This is a genomic window from Saccharopolyspora sp. NPDC050642 (genome assembly GCF_040654735.1).
Lineage (GTDB): Bacteria > Actinomycetota > Actinomycetes > Mycobacteriales > Pseudonocardiaceae > Saccharopolyspora > Saccharopolyspora elongata.
In genome coordinates this window covers 169,513-189,366 of sequence record NZ_JBFAIN010000006.1, presented here as the reverse complement: position 1 = coordinate 189,366, position 19,854 = coordinate 169,513, and the positions used below count along the sequence as shown (strand labels likewise).

At 70.8% G+C, this 19,854-nt stretch carries 2 protein-coding genes; both read right to left on the bottom strand.

What is annotated here, in order from left to right; genetic code table 11:
• Nucleotides 1-11 precede the first annotated feature (11 nt).
• Nucleotides 12-15,410: an SDR family NAD(P)-dependent oxidoreductase gene (locus tag AB0H93_RS12950; protein WP_358571740.1), complete on the bottom strand. Its 15,399-nt coding sequence runs from the start codon at nucleotides 15,408-15,410 to the stop codon at nucleotides 12-14.
• Between the two features lie 23 nt (nucleotides 15,411-15,433).
• Nucleotides 15,434-19,831 (bottom strand): beta-ketoacyl synthase N-terminal-like domain-containing protein, encoded by a 4,398-nt coding sequence (locus AB0H93_RS12945; protein WP_358571738.1) that lies wholly within the window; start codon nucleotides 19,829-19,831, stop codon nucleotides 15,434-15,436.
• Between the last annotated feature and the right edge of the window lie 23 nt (nucleotides 19,832-19,854).

Sequence of the window (19,854 nt, the reverse complement as noted above, 5' to 3'; positions counted from 1 at the left end):
GTTCCCGGGGGCTAGCGCCCGCTACTCTCGAATGCCTTCTGCACCAGGCTTTCCACGTCCATGGCGTCGATGTCCGCCGCGGGCTCCGCGGCGGGTCGGCCGCCCTGCGGCGGGATGTCGGTCGGCTCGCCGAAGAACTTCCGGTGCAGGAGGGCGGCGACCTTGGCGGGCGTCGGGTGGTCGAAGACGAGGGTCGTGGCCAGCGGCAGGTCCGTGGCGGCGGTGATCCGGTTGCGGAGTTCGACGGCGGTCAGCGAGTCGAAGCCGAGGTCCAGGAAGGGCCGTTCCTCGGGAACGTCGTCCCGCCCGGTGTGGCCGAGCACGCCCGCCACCTGATCCCGCACCAGGTCCAGCAGCGCCTCCAACTGCTGCGACTCCGACATCCCGGCCAGCCGCCGGTGCAGCGGCTCGGCAGCGGAGCGTTGTGCCCGCTGCTGCGGGAGGAACTCGGTCAGCAGCGGCGGCACGGGGTTCGCGCGGGCGTAGGCGCGCAGGGTCGTCGCATCGAGGTGCAGGGGGAGCAGGTGCGTGCTGGGAGTCCGGCAGGCCTCGTCGAACAGCCGGAGGCCGTCGTCGGGTTGCAGCGGAACGATGCCGGCCTGCGTCATCCTCGCCAGGTTGACCTCGCTCAGGTCGGTGGACATGCCGCTGGAGACCTGCCACGGCCCCCAGGCCAGGGCGTGCGCGGGCAAACCGAGATCGCCCCGGTGCTGGGCGAGGGCGTCGAGGAACGCGTTCGCCGCGGCGTAGTTCGCCTGCCCGGGGTTGCCGAAGATCGCCACGGCGGAGGAGAACAGGACGAACATGTCCGGCTCGTACTGCTGCGTGGTCTCGTGCAGGTTCCACGCCGCCGTGACCTTGGGGGCCAGCACTGCCGCCAGGTCGTCGGGCCGGAGGGCGTGCACCGGGGCGTCCCGCAGGACGCCGGCGGTGTGGATGACACCGGTCAGCGGGTGCTCATCGGGAATGCCTTCGAGCAACCCCGTCAAGGCCGCCGGATCGGTGAGGTCGCAGGCGGCGATCTCCGCCTCGGCGCCGAGCGCGGCCAGGTCGGCGAGGAGCTGTTCGGCACCGGAGGCGGCCGGTCCCTGTCGGCTGACCAGCAGCAACGGCCCCCGGTGCGCCGCCGCGAGGTGACGGGCGACGAGGCTGCCCAGCGCGCCGGTGCCGCCGGTGATGAGCACGGTGCCGTCCGGGTCGAGTCCGCGAGCGGAGCCGTCGTCGGTCGGCTCGGCGGGCGCCAGGCGCTGGGCGAACAGCTCCCCTTCCCGGAGCGCGACCTGCTGTTCCCCGTGGTGCAGCGCGGTTGCGACGGCCCGGCCGATGGTTTCGGGTGCTGCATCCGGATCGTCGACGTCCATCAGCAGGATCCGGTCGGGATGCTCGGTCTGCGCGGGGCGCAGCAGCCCCCACAGCGACGCGGTGCCGAGGTCCGGTGCTTCGCCGGGGTGGACGGTGACGGCGTTGCGGGTGAGCAGCACGAGCCGCGACCCGGATTCCTGGCCCAGCCAGGCCTGCACGAGGTCGAGGAGCTGCTGGGTCCGCCGGCCCACGAGCGCCGGGATGCCGGCGTCCGGATCCGGGTGATCGCGCTGATCGATCACGACGACGTCGTTGTCGGGCAACGAGTCCCGCCCGGACGCGATCCAGCCCAGGTCCACCGCCTCGGCCTGCTGGGGGAGGGGCCGCCAGACGAGCTGGAACAGGCGGTCGGGGTCGGCCGGGCCCGCGGTGAGGGCCTTCAGATCGAGCCGCACGGCCGCCACCGGAAGGCCGGACTCGTCCACGACGTCGAGCTGCACCTCGGTCGGGCCGTCGTAGCGCCACGCGGCTCGCAAGCCCGCAGTTCCGACCTGGTGGGCTTCGCCGTCGGCGATCTCGTCGTAGAAGTCCTGGAGATCGACCGGAGCGATGTCCGCTGCGGCGGGAGCGGCGCTGCGGAGGCGGCCGGATGCGTGCAGGGTCCAATCGCCGTCACCGCAGCGCGAGTGGAGGGTCAGCGCGAGGTCGTCGTCGTCGCCTGGCGTGGTGACCAGTTGTAGCACGATGCGGTCCTGCGAATATCCATTGTGGATGGTCAACTCGTCGAGCACGTGCCCTAGCCGGTTGGCTGCGTGTAGCGCCATGTCGAGGACTGCGGTGCCCGTCAGCGGTGCGTCTTGCGTGATCTGGCCCGTGAAGATGGTCTGGCCGGTCTGCGGCACGTCGATGCGCGCGCTGAGCAGCGGATGGCCGGTGCTCTCGAAGCCCAGATCCTCGGCGCGGCTCGACGGCTCCGGCACCGCCCAGAAGTCCCGCCGCTGGAAGGGATAGGTGGGCAGATCGAGGGTTCGGGCCGGGGTGAGGACCGTGGTCCAGTCGGGGCTGAGTCCGGTGGCGTGGGCGTGGGTGATGGCGGTGAGGTACGCGGTGGTGTCGTCGGTACCGGGTTCGAGGGTGGAGTGGCCGGGTGTGTCGTGAGTGGTTCGGGCGAGGGTGGTGAGGGTCGTGTCGGGTCCGAGTTCGAGGTGGTGGGTGATGGTGTGGTGTCGGTGGAGCCAGGCGAGGGCGGGCGCGAAGCGGACGGCTTGGCGCACTTGGCGTGCCCAGTAGGTGGGGGTGGTGATGTCGTCGGTGACGGTCCCGGTGACGGTGGAGATGATCGGGATCTTCGGCGGGCGGAAGGTCAGGTCGCGGGCGGTCCGTTCCATTTCGGCGATCAGTGGCTCGCAGTGGGGTGAGTGGAATGCCCTGCTGGTGTGGAGTTTCCGGACGGTGCGGCCTTGATTCCGCCAGTGCTCGGTGATGGCCCGCACTGGTGCGGGGTCGCCGGAGATCACTGTGGACCGTGGACTGTTGATGGCGGCAATGGAAACGCCGCTTTGCGGATCGAGGAGTTCGGGATGTGCTTCGGTGAGTTCTTGCTCGCTCGCGTTGATCCCGGCCATGACGCCGTGTGCGGGGAGGTTCTGCATCAGCCGGGCGCGTGTGGCCAGCAGACGTGCTGCGTCGGGCAACGTGAGTACGCCTGCGAGGTGGGCGGCGGTGAGTTCGCCGATGGAGTGGCCGATGAGGTAGTCGGGGGTGGTGCCGTGGTGTTCGAGCAGTCGGAACAAGGCGACCTGCAGCACGAACAGTGCGGGCTGCGCAACGAGGGTCTGCTCGACCTCATCGGACTGCCCGTGGAAGACGATGTCGGTGAGCGGCCGATCCAGTCCCAGCAGGGGGTCAAGGTGTGCGCAGGCTTCGTCCCAGGCTTGCGCGAACACCGGGAACGCCTCGTGCAAGCCATGTCCCATACCGGGACGTTGGCTGCCCTGACCGGACAACAACATGACCACAGCAGGCTCGTCTACCGCGATACCCCTTGCTAGGCCGGGGTGTTCTCCTGAATGAGCCAGGTTCTTCAGCCCTGTCAACAGTTCCTCGCGATCGCTGCCGAAGACCGCGGCGCGGTGCGCGAAGGCGGTCCGCGCGGTGGCCAGCGACCACGCCACGTCGGCGGGCGACCAGTCCGGGTTCTCCATCAGCCGGGAGTGCAGCTGTTCTGCTTGTGCTTCAAGAGCTTCCGGAGTCTTCGCGGAGATGACCCACGGCACGAGCGCGCCGCCAGGATCCGCAGTCGCCGTGCGCTCCACGGCCTGGGACGGCTGTTCGAGGATGAGGTGTGCGTTGGTGCCGGAGACGCCGAAGGCGGAGACGGCGGCGCGGCGCGGCCGGTCGGTTTCCGGCCAGGGCTGGGGTTCGGTGAGCAGCGCGAGTGTGCCGCTGCTCCAGTCGATGTGCGGTGAGGGTTCGTCGGCGTGCAGCGTTGCGGGCAGTTCTTCGTGGTTGAGCGCCTGCACCGTCTTGATGACGCCTGCGACGCCTGCAGCTGCTTGGGCGTGGCCGATGTTGGACTTCAGCGACCCCAGCAGCAGGGGCTTCTCGGCGGTGTGGTGCCGGCCGTAGGTGGCCAGCAGTGCTTGGGCTTCGATGGGATCGCCCAGCGATGTCCCGGTGCCGTGCGCTTCGACCGCGTCGACATCGGCCGGGGTGAGTCCGGCGTTGGCGAGCGCTTGCAGGATGACGCGTTCCTGCGACGGTCCGTTGGGTGCGGTCAGGCCGTTGCTGGCGCCGTCCTGGTTCACCGCGCTGCCGCGAACCACCGCGAGCACGCGATGACCGTTGCGCTCGGCGTCGGAGAGCCGTTCCAGCACCACCACCCCGACGCCCTCGGACCAGCTGGTGCCGTCCGCCGAGGCCGAGAACGCCTTGCAGCGCCCGTCCTGCGCCAGCCCGCGCTGGCGGCTGAACTCGATGAACACGTCCGGCGTGGCCATGATGCTGGCGCCTCCGGCGAGCGCCAGGCTCGACTCGCCGGAGCGCAGCGACTGGCACGCCAGGTGGATCGCCACCAGCGACGACGAGCACGCGGTGTCCACCGTCACCGCCGGGCCTTCCAGCCCCAGGATGTACGCGACGCGGCCCGAAAGGACGCTGGCCGTCGTGCCGGTGCCGACGAACGGTTCCAGCTCGCCCGGCGTCGGCTTGCGCCGCAGCACCGCCGCGTAGTCCTGGCCGTTCGTTCCCGTGAAGACGCCGGTCGGCGTGCTCCGCAGCGTCGCTGGGTCGATTCCCGCGCGCTCCAACGCCTCCCAGGAGGTCTCCAGCAGCATCCGCTGCTGCGGGTCCATCGCCAGCGCTTCTCGTGGGCTGATGCTGAAGAACTCCGGGTCGAACGCCGCCGCGTCGTGCAGGAATCCGCCGCTGCGGACGTAGGTCCTGCCGACGGCGTCCGGGTCGGGGTCGAAGATCCCGGCGAGGTCCCAGCCGCGGTTCGCCGGGAACGGCGTGATCGCGTCGGTCCGGGAGCCGACCAGGTCCCACAACCCCTCCGGCGAATCCACGCCGCCGGGCAACCGGCACGCCATGCCCACGATCGCGATGGCCTCGCCAGCGGCCGCCTGCGCGGCAACGGGTGCGACGGCCGGTGCCTCGGGCGTGAGCCGGCCGAGGACGTGGTCGGCGAGGGCCGCGAGCGTCGGGTGGTCGAAGGCCAGCGTCGCCGACAACCGCAACCCGGTGCTCTTGGCGAGGCGGTTGCGCAACTGGACGGCGGTGAGCGACTCGAAGCCGAGCTCCTGAAGCGGCCGGCTCGCCGGGACCGCCGCCGGATCGGCATGCCCCAGCACGGCGGCGACCTCGCCGCGCACCAGCTCCACCACGGCCCGGCGTCGTTCCCTCTCGGGAAGGCCGGTGATCCGCTCGCGCAGCGCGGCGTGCGGCTCGTCGGAGCTTGCGGCCGCGTCGTGGCCGGCATCGGCGAGGCCGGCGAAGCAGCGGGACGCGTTCGACGCGACGAACCGGTTCCAGTCGACGTCCGCGACGGCGACGACGTGGTCGTCGTTGCCGATGGCCTGCCGCAACGAGGCGATGGCCAGCTCCGGGGACATCCCGAGCAGACCCCGCCGCCGGGCGGCCTCGGCGTCGTCCGAGTCGTCCCACGGGCCCCACTCGACCGAGGCCGCGCGCAGCCCGGCGGCCCTGCGCCGACGCACGAGCGCGTCGATCCAGGCGCTGGTCGCGGCCCCGGCCGCGTAGCCCTCGGCGCCCCAGGCGTCGGTCACGGCGGAAAGGACGACCAGCGTCTCGATCTGCCCGTTGACGAGCAGTTCGTCGAGTCGGGCGAGCTCGGTGATCGAGCGCCGCATCGCGGCTTCGACGTCCGCCGCGTCCGTGGTGGCCAGGAGTCCGGTGGCCGTTTCGCCGGGAACGATGTGGAACACAGTGCGCCCTGGGGCCGGGGCCGTGGCGATGCCGTGCTCGCCCAGCAGCTCGGTCAGGTGATCCACGCCGGGCGAAGCCCCGGTCACCATGACGGCTTCGTCGGGCTGCCAGGGGGAATCGGTCGTTGCGGGCACTCGGGCCAGCCGCGCGACGTGGGCGCCTGCCGGGCGGATGGCGACCTGGTCCTCCGCGCGGTCGGCGAGGATCGCGGCGAGGGACGCGGCGGCTCGGCGGTCGGGGCGGAGCGGCAGGTCGACCAGCCCGCCCCAGCGGTCCGGGTGTTCGAGCGCGATCACCCGGCCCAGGCCCCACAGCGTCGCGAGCTCGGGGTTGGGCGGCTCGTCGTGCTCGTCGACCCCGACCGCGCCGCGCGTCAGGCACCACAACGGGGCCGTGACGCCTGCGTCGCCGAGCGCCTGGGCGAGCGTGATCGTGGCGGCGACCGTGCCGAGCAGCGAGACGATGCCAGTCGGAGCCTCGTCCCGGAGGAGGTCGGCCAACTCGTTCCGGGTGGGCTGATCGTCGATCAGGATCGGGTGCGCCTCGGCCCCGTCCATGGCCTGCGCGACGGCGTCGAGCACGTCCCGGTCAGTGTCGGGCGCGCTGATGATCAGCCAAATCCCGCGCAGTTCAGGAGGATTCTCCGGTGCGGGGGCCGGATGCCACCGGACTTCGTAGCGCCACGAGCTCAACGTGACCGCGTCGCGCCGACGGCGTCGCCACGCCGACAGGGCGGGCACGACGTCGTGCAGCGGGGTCTCGGGGGCGATGTCGAGGGCCTTCGCGACCGCGCCGGGGTCGTTGTCCTCCACGGCGGTCCAGAAACCGGCGTCGGAGCCGGTCTCGGTGCCGCGGTCGTCCGGCGGGTCGAGCCAGAAGGACTGGCGCTGGAAGGCGTAAGTGGGTAGGTCGACGGTCCGGGCCGGGGTGAGGACCGCGGGCCAGTGCGGTGAGAGGCCGGTGGTGTGGGCGTGGGCGAGGGCGCTGAGGTACCCGGCGGCACCGTCGACGCCGGGTTGCTGCGTGGGGAGGCTCGGCGTCTCGTCGTGACTGGTCAGGGCATGGGTGGTGAGGGTGGCGTCGGGCCCTAGTTCCAGGTGGTGGGTGATGGTGTGGTTCTGGTGGAGCCAGGCGAGGGCGGGTGCGAAGCGGACGGGCTGGCGTACTTGGCGTGCCCAGTAGGCCGGGGTGGTGATGTCGTCGGTGACGGTCCCGGTGACGGTGGAGATGATCGGGATCTTCGGCGGGTGGTAGGTCAGCTGGTCGGCGGTGCGTTCCAGCTCGTCGAGGATGGGCTCGCAGTGGGAGGAGTGGAAGGCCCGGCTGGTGTGCAGTTCCTTGGCGGTGCGGCCCTGGTTCCGCCAGCGTTCGGCGATGGCGCGCACTGGTTCGGGGTCGCCGGAGATGACGGTGGATCGCGGGCCGTTGATCGCCGCGATCGAAACGCCGCTTCGCGCATCGAGGAGTTCGGGATGCGTCTCGACGAGTTCCTGCTCGCTGGCGTTGATGCTGGCCATGACGCCGCGTCCAAGGCTTTGCATCAGGCGGGCTCGGGTGGCCAGCAGGCGTGCCGCGTCGGGGAGGGTGAGGATTCCGGCGAGGTGGGCGGCGGTGAGTTCGCCGATGGAGTGGCCGATGAGGTAATCGGGCCGAATCCCGTGGTGGTCGAGTAGCCGGAAAAGCGCCACCTGAAGTGCGAACAGCGCGGGTTGCGCGATCAGTGTGTCCGCCACGTCTTCGGGGTTGCCGTGGAACACGATGTCGGTGAGTGGCCGATCCAAGCCGAGCAGCGGGTCGAGGTGTGCGCATGCCTCGTCCCAGGCTTCGGCGAACACTGGGAACGCCTCGTGCAGGCCGCGTCCCATGCCGGGTCGCTGGCTGCCTTGCCCGGACAACAGCATCGCCACGCCCAGATCTCCTGCTGCGACGCCGCTTGCTACGAACGCGCTTTCCCCAGCGCGGGCAAGGGTTTCCAGTCCGGCCAGAAGCTCCTCGCGGTCATCTGCGAGAACGGCGGCGCGGTGTTCGAAGGTGGCCCGGGTGGTGGCGAGCGACCAGGCGACCTCGGCGGGCGTCCAGTCGTCCCGGTCGCGGAGCTGGTCGTGCAGCCGTTGTGCTTGCGCTGTCAGGGCTTCCGATGTCTTCGCGGAGAACATCCACGGAACGATCGCCGAGACAGAATCGTCCTGTGTGGACTCGTCTGATGGTGCCTGTTCGAGGATGAGGTGTGCGTTGGTGCCGGAGACGCCGAAGGAGGAGATGGCGGCGCGGCGCGGCTGGTCGGCCTCGGGCCAGGGCTGGGGTTCGGTGAGCAGCGCGAGGGCGCCGCTGCTCCAGTCGACGTGATGTGAGGGTTCGTCGGCGTGGAGCGTGGCGGGCAGCTGGTTGTGCTGGAGGGCCTGGATCATCTTGATGACGCCTGCGACGCCTGCGGCTGCTTGGGTGTGGCCGATGTTGGATTTCAGCGATCCCAGCCACAAGGGGCGTTCGGCGGTGTGGTGCCGGCCATAGGTGGCCAGTAGTGCTTGGGCCTCGATGGGATCACCCAGTGACGTTCCGGTGCCGTGTGCTTCGACGGCGTCGACGTCGGCGGGCGTGAGTCCGGCGTTGTTGAGTGCTTCCAGGATGACGCGTTCCTGCGAAGGCCCGTTGGGTGCGGTAAGCCCGTTGCTCGCACCGTCCTGGTTGACGGCACTTCCCCGGATCACGGCAAGGATGCGATGACCGTTGCGCTGCGCGTCGGACAGCCGCTCCAGCACCACGACCCCGGCGCCTTCGGCCCAGCCGGTGCCGTCGGCGTCGGCGGAGAACGCCTTGCACCGGCCGTCCTGCGCCAGCCCGCGCTGGCGGCTGAATTCGATGAACGGGGTCGGCGTGGCCATGACGCTGGCGCCTCCGGCCAGCGCCAGGCTCAACTCGCCGGAGCGCAGCGACTGGCACGCCAGGTGCATCGCCACCAGCGAGGACGAGCACGCGGTGTCCACGGTGACCGCTGGGCCTTCCAGACCGAAGGTGTACGACACCCGGCCCGAGGCGATGCTGCCCGCACTCCCGTTGCCGAGGTAGCCCTCGAACTCCGGGAGCACCCGGCCGGCGAGCCGCCCCGCGTAATCCTGGTAGATCACGCCGGTGAACACCCCGGTCCGGCTGCCCGGCAGCGAGGCCGGGTTGATTCGCGCGTGTTCGAGCGCTTCCCACGACGTTTCGAGCAGCAGCCGCTGCTGCGGGTCGATCGTCGCGGCTTCCCGGGGACTGATGCCGAAGAACGCGGCGTCGAACTCGTCGGCCTCGTGCAGGAATCCGCCGCGCCGGGCGTAGCTGGTGCCCGCGTTGTCGGGGTCGGAGCTGAAGAGCGTGGCGAGGTTCCAGCCGCGGTTGGTGGGGAAGCCGGTGATGGCGTCCGCGTTACCGGCGAGGAGCTGCCACAGCTCGTCCGGCGAGTGGACACCGCCGGGCAGGCGGCACGCCATGCCGACGATGGCGATGGGCTCGTCGGACGCCGAGGCGCGTACCGGAGTGGTGGCCTGCTGCGCTCGGGGGAGGAGCCGGTGGTGGAGGTGGGCGGCGAGCGCTTCGGGCGTGGGATGGTCGAAGGCCAGCGTGGTGGGCAGCCGCAGGCCGGTCGCCGCGGCGAGCCGGTTGCGCAGTTCGACCGAGGTGAGCGAATCGAACCCGAGGTCCAGGAACACGCGGCCGGCCGGAATCGACTCGGCCCCGGAATGCCCGAGAACGGCGGCGGCTTCGCGCCGGACCACCTGCAGGAGGGCCTGCTCGCGCTGGTTCTCGTCGAGGCCGTCGAGGAGCTGTTCCAAGGTCCGGTTCGGACGCCGTTTGGCGGCCTGCCGGGGTTTGAGATCGCCGAGAATCGCCGGGGCGTTCCGAAGCCGCGACGTGTCGAGGCGCAGCGGGACGAGGAACGGCGCTGGCCGCCTGCAGGCCGCGTCGAAAGCAGCCGCGCCGCCGTCCGGATCGAAGGGCAGGGCGCCGATGCCCGCCATGCGCTGGTGGTCGGCATGCGTGAGGTGCTCGGTCATGCCGTCGCTGGTGTTCCAGGGGCCCCAGGCCAGGGAGTGCGCGGGGAGTCCGTGGGTGTGCCGGTGTTGGGCGAGTGCGTCGAGGAAGGTGTTGGCGGCGGCGTAGTTGGCTTGGCCGGGGTTGCCGAAGATTCCTGCCGCTGACGAGTAGAGGACGAAGAACGCCAGGTCGTGGTGCTGCGTGGCGAGGTGGAGGTGCCAGGCGGAGTCCACTTTGGATTCGGCGACGGTGGACAGCTGCTCCGCGGTGAGGGCGTGCAGCGGCGCGTCGCGGAGCACGCCGGCGGTGTGGACGACGCCGGTCAGCGGTCGTTCGGCGGGGATGTCGCCGATCAGTGCGGAGAGCTGGTGCTGGTCGGTGACGTCGCAGGTGGCGATGGTGATCCGGGAGCCGAGCTCGTCGCGCAGGGCGCTGGCGTTGGGTGCGGCCGGGCCTTGGCGGCTGGCCAGGAGGAGGTGGCAGTCGGGGTGTTGCGCGGCGAGGTGCCGGGTGAGAACGCTGCCCAGCGCACCGGTGCCGCCGGTGATCAGGATGGTGCCGTGCGGATCGGGCGCTGCGGGAACGGTGAGCACTAGCTTGCCGGTGTGACGCGCGTTGGCGAGGTAGCGGAACGCCTCCGGGGCCTGCCGGATGTCCCACGCCGTGACCGGCAGCGCGGTGAGCCGTCCGCGCTCGAAGAGGCCGGTGAGATCGGCCAGCATGCCCTGATGGTGAGCGGGATCGATCTCGGAGAGGTCGAAGGCGTGGAAGTGCAACCCGGGATGGTCGCCGGGATCGCGGAGGTCGGTCTTGCCGAGCTCGATGAAGTGCCCGCCCTCGTTGAGCAGGTCGAGCGAGGCGTCGAGGAGTTCCCCGGTGAGCGAGTTCAGGACGACGTCGACCGGCGGGAACTGCGTGGCGAATTCCGGGGTGCGCGACGAGGCGATGTGATCTGCGGGAATGCCGAGTTCGCGCAGGAGGGCCCACTTGGTGGGGTGTGCGGTGGCGTAGATGTCGGCGCCGCAGTCCTGGAGGAGCTGGACGGCGGCCATCCCGACCCCACCCGCGGCGGCGTGCACGAGGACCCTTTGCCCAGGCTGGACGGTCGTGAGGTGGCGCAGGGCGTAGTAGGCGGTCAAGAACACCGCAGGCGTCGCGGCGGCCTGGGCGAAGCTCCACCCGTCGGGAACCGGCGCCAGCAGCCGGTGGTCGGTGACCGCCAGAGGGCCCATCGCGCCGGGCAGGACACCCCACACCCGGTCGCCGACCCGCAGGCCCGGCACGCCGCCGCCGATCTCGGTGATCACCCCGGCGCCCTCGACGCCCAGCGGCGGAGTCCCGGGGTACATGCCGAGGGTGTTGAGGACGTCGCGGAAGTTCACGCCGACCGCCCGCACCGAGACCCGGACCTGACCGGCCGTGAGCGGTGCCTGCGCCTCCGGGAACTCCGCGAGGTACAGGTTGTCGATGCTGCCCCGCTCGGACACGTCCAATCGCCACGACATCGAGGCCGGGGCCGCCAGCTCGTTCCGCGCGTCGGCGCGGACCAGCCGGGGCACGAACACGGCATCGCCGCGCACCGCGATCTGCGCCTCACCGTGCCGCAGACCTGCATCGACGGTGCGCCGCAGCTCCTCGTCATCGCCACTGGAGTCGGTGTCGACGAGCGCGAAGCGGTCGGGGTGCTCGTTCTGCGCCACCCGCAGCAGGCCCCACAGCGGCCCCGTGACCAGGTCCGGGACTTCGCCCGGCTGCACGGCCACCGCACCGCGGGTCACCAGCACCAGGCGCGTTCCGGCGAGGTGCGGTGCCGCCAGCCAGGCCTGCAGCTCCGCCACCACCCGCTGCGATACCTCGCCGACGAGCCGCGCGACGTCGTCGCCGGCGGCGAGGCCGCGCTGGTCGAGCACCGCGATGTCCGGAGCCGGCTCGCCGGATGCCACGGCATCGCTCAGCGCCGCCACGCCCGAGTCGATCAGCGCCCAGCGCGTCTGCGGAGCGTCGGTGTCGTCGAACGCCTGCGGCACCCAGTCCAGGCGCAGCAGGCCGTTGTCCTCCAGGACCGCGTTCGACACCCGCCGAAGTGCGAGCGATTCGATGGTGGCGACCGGAAGTCCGTCCTGGTCGGCCAGGTCGAGCTGGAACGCGTCGGTCCCGGAGTGCCGGAGCCGGACCCGGAGACCGGTCGTCGCGGACCCGTGGATGCGCACGCCCGACCACGAGAAGACCAGGCGGGTTCGGCGGTCCTGCGAATCGCCCCCGATCAGCCCGGCGTGCTGCGCGGAGTCGAGGAGAGCGGGGTGGACCGCCCATCCGCCGGTGCTGTGATCGTCGGGGAGCGCGACCTCGGCGTAGATGTCGTCGCCGTCCCGCCAGGCGGTGTGGAGCCCTTGGAAGGTCGGCCCGTAACCGAAACCGTGGTCGGCGAGGCGGTCGTAGAGGTCGCCGACGTCGACCGGCATCGCACCCGCCGGTGGCCAAGCAGCGAGATCTACAGTGGACGAGTCCTCGGCAACGGCGACGAGCGTGCCGGTGGCGTGGCGCGTCCAGACCTCTTCCGCCCCGGGAGTGCGGGAGTAGAGCGCGACGGTTCGCCGACCGCCGTCCTCGGCGGCGATCGCCATGTGGAGCGCGACGTGCCCGTGGTCGGGGAGTTCGAGTGGCGTGTGGAGGGTGAGTTCATCGACGGCGCAGCCGAGTTGTGCGGCGGCGTGCAACGTCATGTCGAGGAACGCGGTTCCGGGGAGCAGGACCTTGCCTTGGACGGCGTGGTCGGCGAGCCAGGGGTGCGAGTCGAGCGAGATGCGTCCGGTGAGGGTGGTTTCGCCGGTGTGGGGCGTGGTGATTCGTGCGGTGAGCAGGGGGTGGCCGGTGGTGGCCATGCCGAGCTGTTCCGGGCGTCCCGCCGCCGGCGGGTTGAGCCAGTACTTCTCGTGCTGGAACGCGTAGGTCGGCAGGTCGAGCGTCCGAGCCGGTGGCAGGAGCGCGGCCCAATCGGGGCTGAGTCCGGTGGCGTGCGCGTGGGCGAGTGCGGTGACGTAGCTGGTGGCGTCGTCGGTGCCGGGGTTCAGCGTGGCGTGGCTGGGTGTGTCGTGAGTGGCGCGCGCGAGGGTGGTGAGGGTGGCGTCGGGCCCCAGTTCGAGGTGGTGGGTGACGCCGCGGTGCTGGTGCAGCCAGGCGAGGGCGGGCGCGAAGCGGACGGCCTGGCGCACCTGGCGGGCCCAGTAGGCCGGGGTCGTGATGTCGTCGGTGGGGCTTCCGGTGACCGTCGAGATGATCGGGATCTTCGGCGGGTGGAAGGTCAGCCCCCGGGCGGTTCGTTCGAGTTCGCCGAGCAGCGGCTCGCAGTGCGGAGAGTGGAACGCCCTGCTGGTGTGGAGTTTCCGGAGGGTGCGGCCCTGGTTCCGCCAGTGGTCGGCGATGGCCTGCACCGGGCCTGGGTCACCAGAGACCACTGTGGACTGTGGTCCGTTGATCGCGGCGATGGAAACTCCGCTGTTCGGGTCGAGGAGTTCGGGGTGTGCTTCGGTGAGTTCTTGCTCGCTCGCGTTGATACCGGCCATGACGCCGTGCGCGGGGAGGTTCTGCATCAGCTTGGCCCGTGCAGCCAACAAGACGGCCGCGTCTGCCAGGGTGAGTACGCCTGCGAGGTGGGCGGCGGTGAGTTCGCCGATGGAGTGGCCGATGAGGTAATCGGGCCTGATGCCGTGGTGTTCGAGCAGCCGGAACAACGCCACCTGCAGCACGAACAGCGCGGGCTGCGCGACGAGGGTCTGCTCAATCTCATCGGGCTGCCCGTGAAAGACGGTGTCGATGAGCGGCCGATCCAGTTCCAGCAGCGGGTCGACGTGCGCGCATGCTTCGTCCCAGGTTTGGGCGAAGACCGGGTACGCCTCGTACAGTCCGCGTCCCATGCCAGGCCGCTGGCTGCCCTGCCCGGACAACAACATGGCGATGCCCGGGTTGTCCACCGCAGCGCCGAGCGTCACCGCATCACTTGTTTCGGCGCGGGCGATGGCTCCCAGTCCTGACAGCAATTCCTGCCGATCAGCGCCGATGATCGAGGCGCGATGTGGGAAGTGGGTGCGGGTCGTGGCCAGCGACCGGGAGACCTCGGCAGGCGTCCACGCGTCCCGGCTGCGGAGGTGGGAGTGCAAGCGTTCGGCCTGTGATTCAAGAGCCTCTGGCGTTTTCGCTGAGATCACCCACGGCATCACTCCAACGCCGGTGTCAGCCTCTCCTCCGACCGATGCGGCGGCACCTCGGGGTGCCTGTTCGAGGATGAGGTGCGCGTTGGTGCCGGAGACGCCGAAGGACGAGACGGCGGCGCGGCGCGGGCGGTCTCCTTCAGGCCAGGGCCGGGATTCGGTGAGCAGCGCAAGACTCCCGCTGCTCCAGTCGATATGAGGTGAGGGTTCGTCGGCGTGGAGCGTGGCGGGCAGCTCTTCGTTGTTGAGCGCCTGCACTACTTTGATGACGCCTGCGACGCCTGCGGCGGCTTGGGTGTGGCCGATGTTGGACTTCAGCGATCCCAGCCACAAGGGGCGTTCGGCGCTGTGGTGCTTGCCGTAGGTGGCCAGGAGCGCTTGCGCTTCGATCGGGTCGCCGAGCGAGGTCCCGGTCCCGTGGGCTTCGACGGCGTCGATGTCGGCGGGTGTCAGTCCGGCGTTGGTGAGCGCTTCCTGGATGACGCGCACTTGCGACGGCCCATTCGGTGCGGTGAGACCGTTGCTCGCACCGTCCTGGTTCACCGCGCTACCGCGGATCACGGCCAGAACGCGGTGGCCGTTTCGCTGCGCGTCGGAGAGACGTTCCAGCACGATGACGCCAGCGCCTTCGGCCCAGCCGGTGCCGTCGGCGTTGGCGGAGAACGCCTTGCAGCGCCCGTCGCGAGAAAGCCCCCGTTGGCGGCTGAACTCGACGAAGATCCCCGGCGACGCCATGACGGTGACTCCGCCCGCCAGGGCGAGCGTCGACTCCCCGGACCGCAGTGACTGGCAGGCGAGGTGCATCGCCACCAGCGACGACGAGCAGGCGGTGTCCACGGTGACCGCCGGGCCCTCCAACCCGAGCGAGTAGGCGACCCGGCCGGACACCACGCTCAGCGCCTTGCCGGTGAGGAAGTAGCCCTCGAAACCCTCCAGCGGCTCGCGCAGCGGAGGGCCGTACTCCGGCAGCACCGTTCCCGCGAACACCCCGGTGCGGCTGCCGCGAAGACCGCCGGGGGCGATGCCGGCGTTCTCAACGGCCTCCCACGAGGTCTCCAGCAGCAGCCGCTGCTGCGGGTCCATCGCCGTCGCCTCGCGCGGGCTGATCCCGAAGAACGCGGCATCGAAGGCCGATGCGTCCCGGAGGAATCCGCCGTGCCGGACGTACGACTTCCCGGCGGCGTCCGCATCCGCGTCGTACAGCTCGTCCACGTCCCAGCCGCGATCGGCGGGGAACTCCGAGATCGCGTCGGTGCCGGTGCGAACCAGCTGCCAGAGCTCGTCCGGAGAGGTGACGCTGCCGGGGAAGCGGCATGCCATGCCCACGATCGCGATCGGCTCGGCCGCGTCGTCCTCCGCCGCACGCAGCCGGTTGCGCGTGTCGTGCAGCTCAGCGGTGACCCGAGCGAGCAGGTGTCGCATCTGATCGTCGGTGGTCATGCGCAGCAACCTCTTTCTGCCGGTCAGCTGATGCCGAGCTCGCGGTTGATGAATTCGACGAGGTCCTCGTTCGACGCGGATTCGAGCCGCGCGGCGACCCCGTCCGGCTGCGGAGCACCGGGCAGCCAGGAGTCGGCGATCGCGGCCAGCCGTCGCCTGTCCACTTCGGACATGCCTTGCCCGGACAGCGCGGATTCCAGGCCGTCGAGCGCCGCCGAGATCGAGGGTGCCGGGACGAGGTCGGCGTGCAGCCGCTCGACCAGCGCTTCCGCCGTGGGATGGTCGAACAGGACGGTGACCGGCAGCTGAAGGCCGGTGATCGAATTGAGCCGGTTGCGGAACTCCACCGCGGTGATCGAGTCGAAGCCGAGTTCCTTGAACGGCTGACCGGGCGCGATCCGCTGCGGCTCCGAGTGCCGAAGCACGACGGCGGCCAGGGATTGCACGGCCTCCAGGAGGATCTTCCGCTTCTCGCCGCCGGGCGCGGCGGCGAGCCGTGCGGCGAGGTCGCTCGGCCGGCCTTCCGCACCGCCGACCGGCTCCGCGGACGGTTCGCGCCGGAACAGCACGATCGAGGTCTCGTCGTGATCGAGCGCCTGCTTGAGAGCGCCCGAAACGGGAGCCGCGCCGGGATTCCAGGACATCGAGACCGCCGTTAGCCCTTGCTCCCGTCGCCGCCGAGCCACCGAGTCCAACACCTCGCCGACGGCGCTGCCGGTGGTCGAGAGGAGCACGAAGGCATCGAGATCGTGGCCGCGAGTCAGCTCGTCCAGGTTCAGCGCACCGCGTGGTTCGGCGAGCGGCGAAGCCGCGATGTGCAGGACTGTCCGCAGTGGATATTGCTGCGGGATCGAGGACAGCACGTCGTCCAGCCCGGCGCGATCGGTCGGTGCGCAGCGGGCGATGGTCACCTTGGCGCCCCGTTCGGTCAGCGCGGCTTCGAGCTCGATCGGGTCGGGCTGGCCGGGGTCGACGAGCAGCACCAGGTGCTCCGCTCCGCGCCTGGCCAGCCATTCCGCGAGGTGCAGACCGCTCTCGGACGTGCAGGCGGTGACGAGCGCGGTATCGCGCGGGCACCAGTCGTGAACGGGCCGGGCGCTGTCGACCGGCGCGTGGACCAGCCGTCGGGCTAGGAGCCCGCCCTCGCGAAGGGCGAACTCGCCGCCGAGCTGCGACAGGCAGCCGGCCAGATCGGCGGGCGAGGGCTCGTCCGGATCTGCGGGGAGGTCCAACAGGCCGATGCCCGGGCGCTCTCCGACGGCCTCCCTCGTCAGCCCGAGCAGGAGCGCCCGGTCGAGATCGGCCGCAGGTTCGGACGGGCCCGTCGAGGCAGCCCCGCTCGTCAGGAACCACAACGGCGCGCGGAAACCGGCCTGCACCAGAGCATCGGCGGCGACCACGTGGCGTGCAGGCTCCGGTCGCTCGGTCAGGGCGAGCAGGGACACGACACCTTCGAAAGGGCCTTGTGCGGCAAGCACTTCCGGAACGGCGGCTTCATCGATCGTCAGGTGCCGCACGGTCGCGCCGCCAGCGGTCAACGCATCGGACACGACCTCCCGCCATCGGTGCGCGCCATCGGGCGGCGAAACGACCAACCAGGTCCCGCCGGGTCGCCGGGGCGGCGTGCGAACGGGATGCCAAGCGACGCGATGCCGGACCTCGTTCAGGCGGTCGTGCTGCGGCCCGTCGAGCCAGTAGCGCTCGCGCTGGAAGGGATACGTCGGGAGTTCGACGTGCTCGCGGGCGGGCAGGGCGGCCTGCCAGGTGATCGGCGCGCCGTGGACCCACAGGTGTGCGGCGTTGGTGAGGAGCGTGTCGGTGCCGGGGTGGTCGCGGTGCAGCGTGCTGGCGGTGACCACGTCCGGCAAGGCGGTGATGTGGTGGGTGAGCGTGGGGTGCGGGCTGGGTTCCAGGTAGACCCGATGTCCGGTGGTGCGGAGCCGGGCGATGGTGTCGTGGAAGTTCACGGTGGTGGCGAGGTTGGTGTACCAGTAGCCGGCGTCGAGTCCGGTGGTGTCGAGTGCCTCGCCGGTGACGGTGGAGTGGAACGGGATCTCGGCGGTCTGCGGATTGAGCCCGGCCAGCTGTTCCAGCAGCGATTGCCGGAGGTCCTGGACGTGGTGGCTGTGGGAGGCGTAGTCCACGGGCAAGATCCGCGAGCGCACTCCTTGGTCGGTCAGAGTGTTGTGAAGTGCGCGGATGGCGTCGGTGTCGCCGGAGAGCACGGTGGCGGTGGGGCTGTTGATCGCGGCGATCGAAACGCGTTCCGGGTCGAGATGGGAGCGGAGATCATCGACGGAGAGCGGCACCGACAGCATGCCACCGTGCCCGGCCAGATGGGTGCGGATCAGCTGGGATCGCAGGGCGACGACGCGTGCGGCTTGGTCGAGATCGAGCGCGCCCGCGATGTGCGCGGCGGCGATTTCTCCTTGGGAGTGGCCGACGACGGCGGCTGGTTGAACTCCGAGTGCCTGCCAGGCCCGGGTCAGGGAGACCATGACGGCGAACAGCGCCGGTTGGACGATGTCGACGCGGTCCAGCGGGGATCCCTTGCGCAGCAGATCGGTGACCGACCAGTCCTGGTGCGCCGATAGCGCTTGATCGCATTCGGCCATGGCTGCGGCGAAAACGGGGTTGGTGTCGAGCAGTTGGCGGCCCATGCCGGGCCATTGGCCGCCCTGCCCGGGGAAGACCATGACCATCCGGTCGGTGTCCTGGGCCGGAGGCTGCGTGCGCCGGATGATGCCCGATGCCTCGGTGCCGCCGGCGAGATCGCGCAGGTGTTGCAGCAGGTCGTGCCGATCCTTGCCGAGGAGCACGGCGCGGTGCGCGAAGCCGCTGCGCTTGCTCAGAGCCGCCCCGACGTCCACGGGAGTCCAGTCCTCGTTCGCGGACAGATGCTCGTGCAGCCGCCCCGCGAATGCCTCAAGCGCCTCCGGAGTCTTCCCGGAGATCACCCACGGCACCGGCTCGTCCCCAGCTCCCGAAGCGCGATCCACAACCACGATCTCCGCATGCAAATTGTCCTGTGTGGACTCGATGCCATGGGTCGGCTGTTCGAGGACGAGGTGCGAGTTGGTGCCGGAGACGCCGAAGGACGACACGGCGGCCCGGCGCGGCCGGTCGACATCCGGCCACGGCCGGGATTCGGTGAGCAGCGCGAGCGCACCGCTGCTCCAGTCGACGTGCGGCGACAGCGCCTCGGCGTGCAGCGATGCGGGCAGCTCGCCGTGCCGGAGGGCCTGGACCATCTTGATGACGCCGCCGACCCCGGCCGCGGCCTGGGTGTGGCCGACGTTGGACTTCAGCGACCCCAACCACAACGGGCGTTCGGCGGTGCGGTGCTTCCCGTAAGTCGCCAGCAGCGCTTGGGCCTCGATCGGATCCCCCAGCGAAGTGCCGGTGCCGTGGGCTTCGACGGCATCGACATCGGCAGGCCTCAAACCCGCGGCCGCCAGCGCCTTCAAGATCACCCGCTGCTGCGAAGACCCGTTGGGCGCGGTCAACCCGTTGCTCGCGCCGTCCTGGTTGACCGCGCTGCCCCGGATCACCGCCAGCACGGGATGGCCGTTGCGCTCGGCGTCGGAGAGCCGTTCCAGCACCACGACTCCGACGCCTTCGGCCCAGCTGGTGCCGTCCGCCGCCGCGGCGAACGGCTTGCACCGGCCATCCGGGGACAGGGCGCGCTGCCTGCTGAACTCCACGAACATGGTGGGCGTGGCCATGAGGGTGGCCCCACCGGCCAACGCGAGCGTCGACTCCCCGGCCCGCAGCGACTGGCAGGCGAGGTGGATCGCCACCAGCGACGACGAGCACGCGGTATCCACCGTGACCGCCGGGCCTTCCAGCCCGAGCGTGTAGGACACGCGGCCGGACGCCACGCTGCCCGCGCTGCCGTGGCCCACGTACCCCTCGAACTCGGCCGGGATGAGCGGCGCAAGCCGCGATCCGTAGTCCTGGTACATGACGCCGGTGAACACGCCGGTCGGGCTGCCGTCCAGCGACAGGGGATCGATGCCCGCGTGTTCGAGCGCCTCCCAGGAGGTTTCCAGCAGCAACCGCTGCTGCGGATCGATGGCCGGGGCTTCGCGCGGGCTGATGCCGAAGAACGCGGCGTCGAATTCCGCTGCGTCGTGCAGGAATCCGCCCTCCCGGACGTAGCTCGTCCCGCGGTGCTCCGGGTCCGGGTGGTACAGCGCGTCGAGGTTCCAGCCCCGGTCGGCGGGGAAGCCGGAGATCGCGTCCCGGCCGGCCGCCACGAGCTCCCACAACTGCGCAGGCGAGGCGACACCGCCCGGGAACCGGCACCCCATCCCGACGATGGCGATCGGCTCGGGGAGCGCGCTCAACCGTTGCCGCGCCTGCCGCAGCTCGGCGGTGACGCGCTTGAGGTAGCTGCGGAGCTTCTCCTCGTTCGCCATCGCGATGTCCTCCTCCTTCGGGG

Coding starts and splice junctions, on each gene's coding strand:
- AB0H93_RS12950 (WP_358571740.1), bottom strand. CDS start 15,410: ATGACCACCGACGATCAGATGCGACACCTGCTCGCTCGGGTCACCGCT.
- AB0H93_RS12945 (WP_358571738.1), bottom strand. CDS start 19,831: ATGGCGAACGAGGAGAAGCTCCGCAGCTACCTCAAGCGCGTCACCGCC.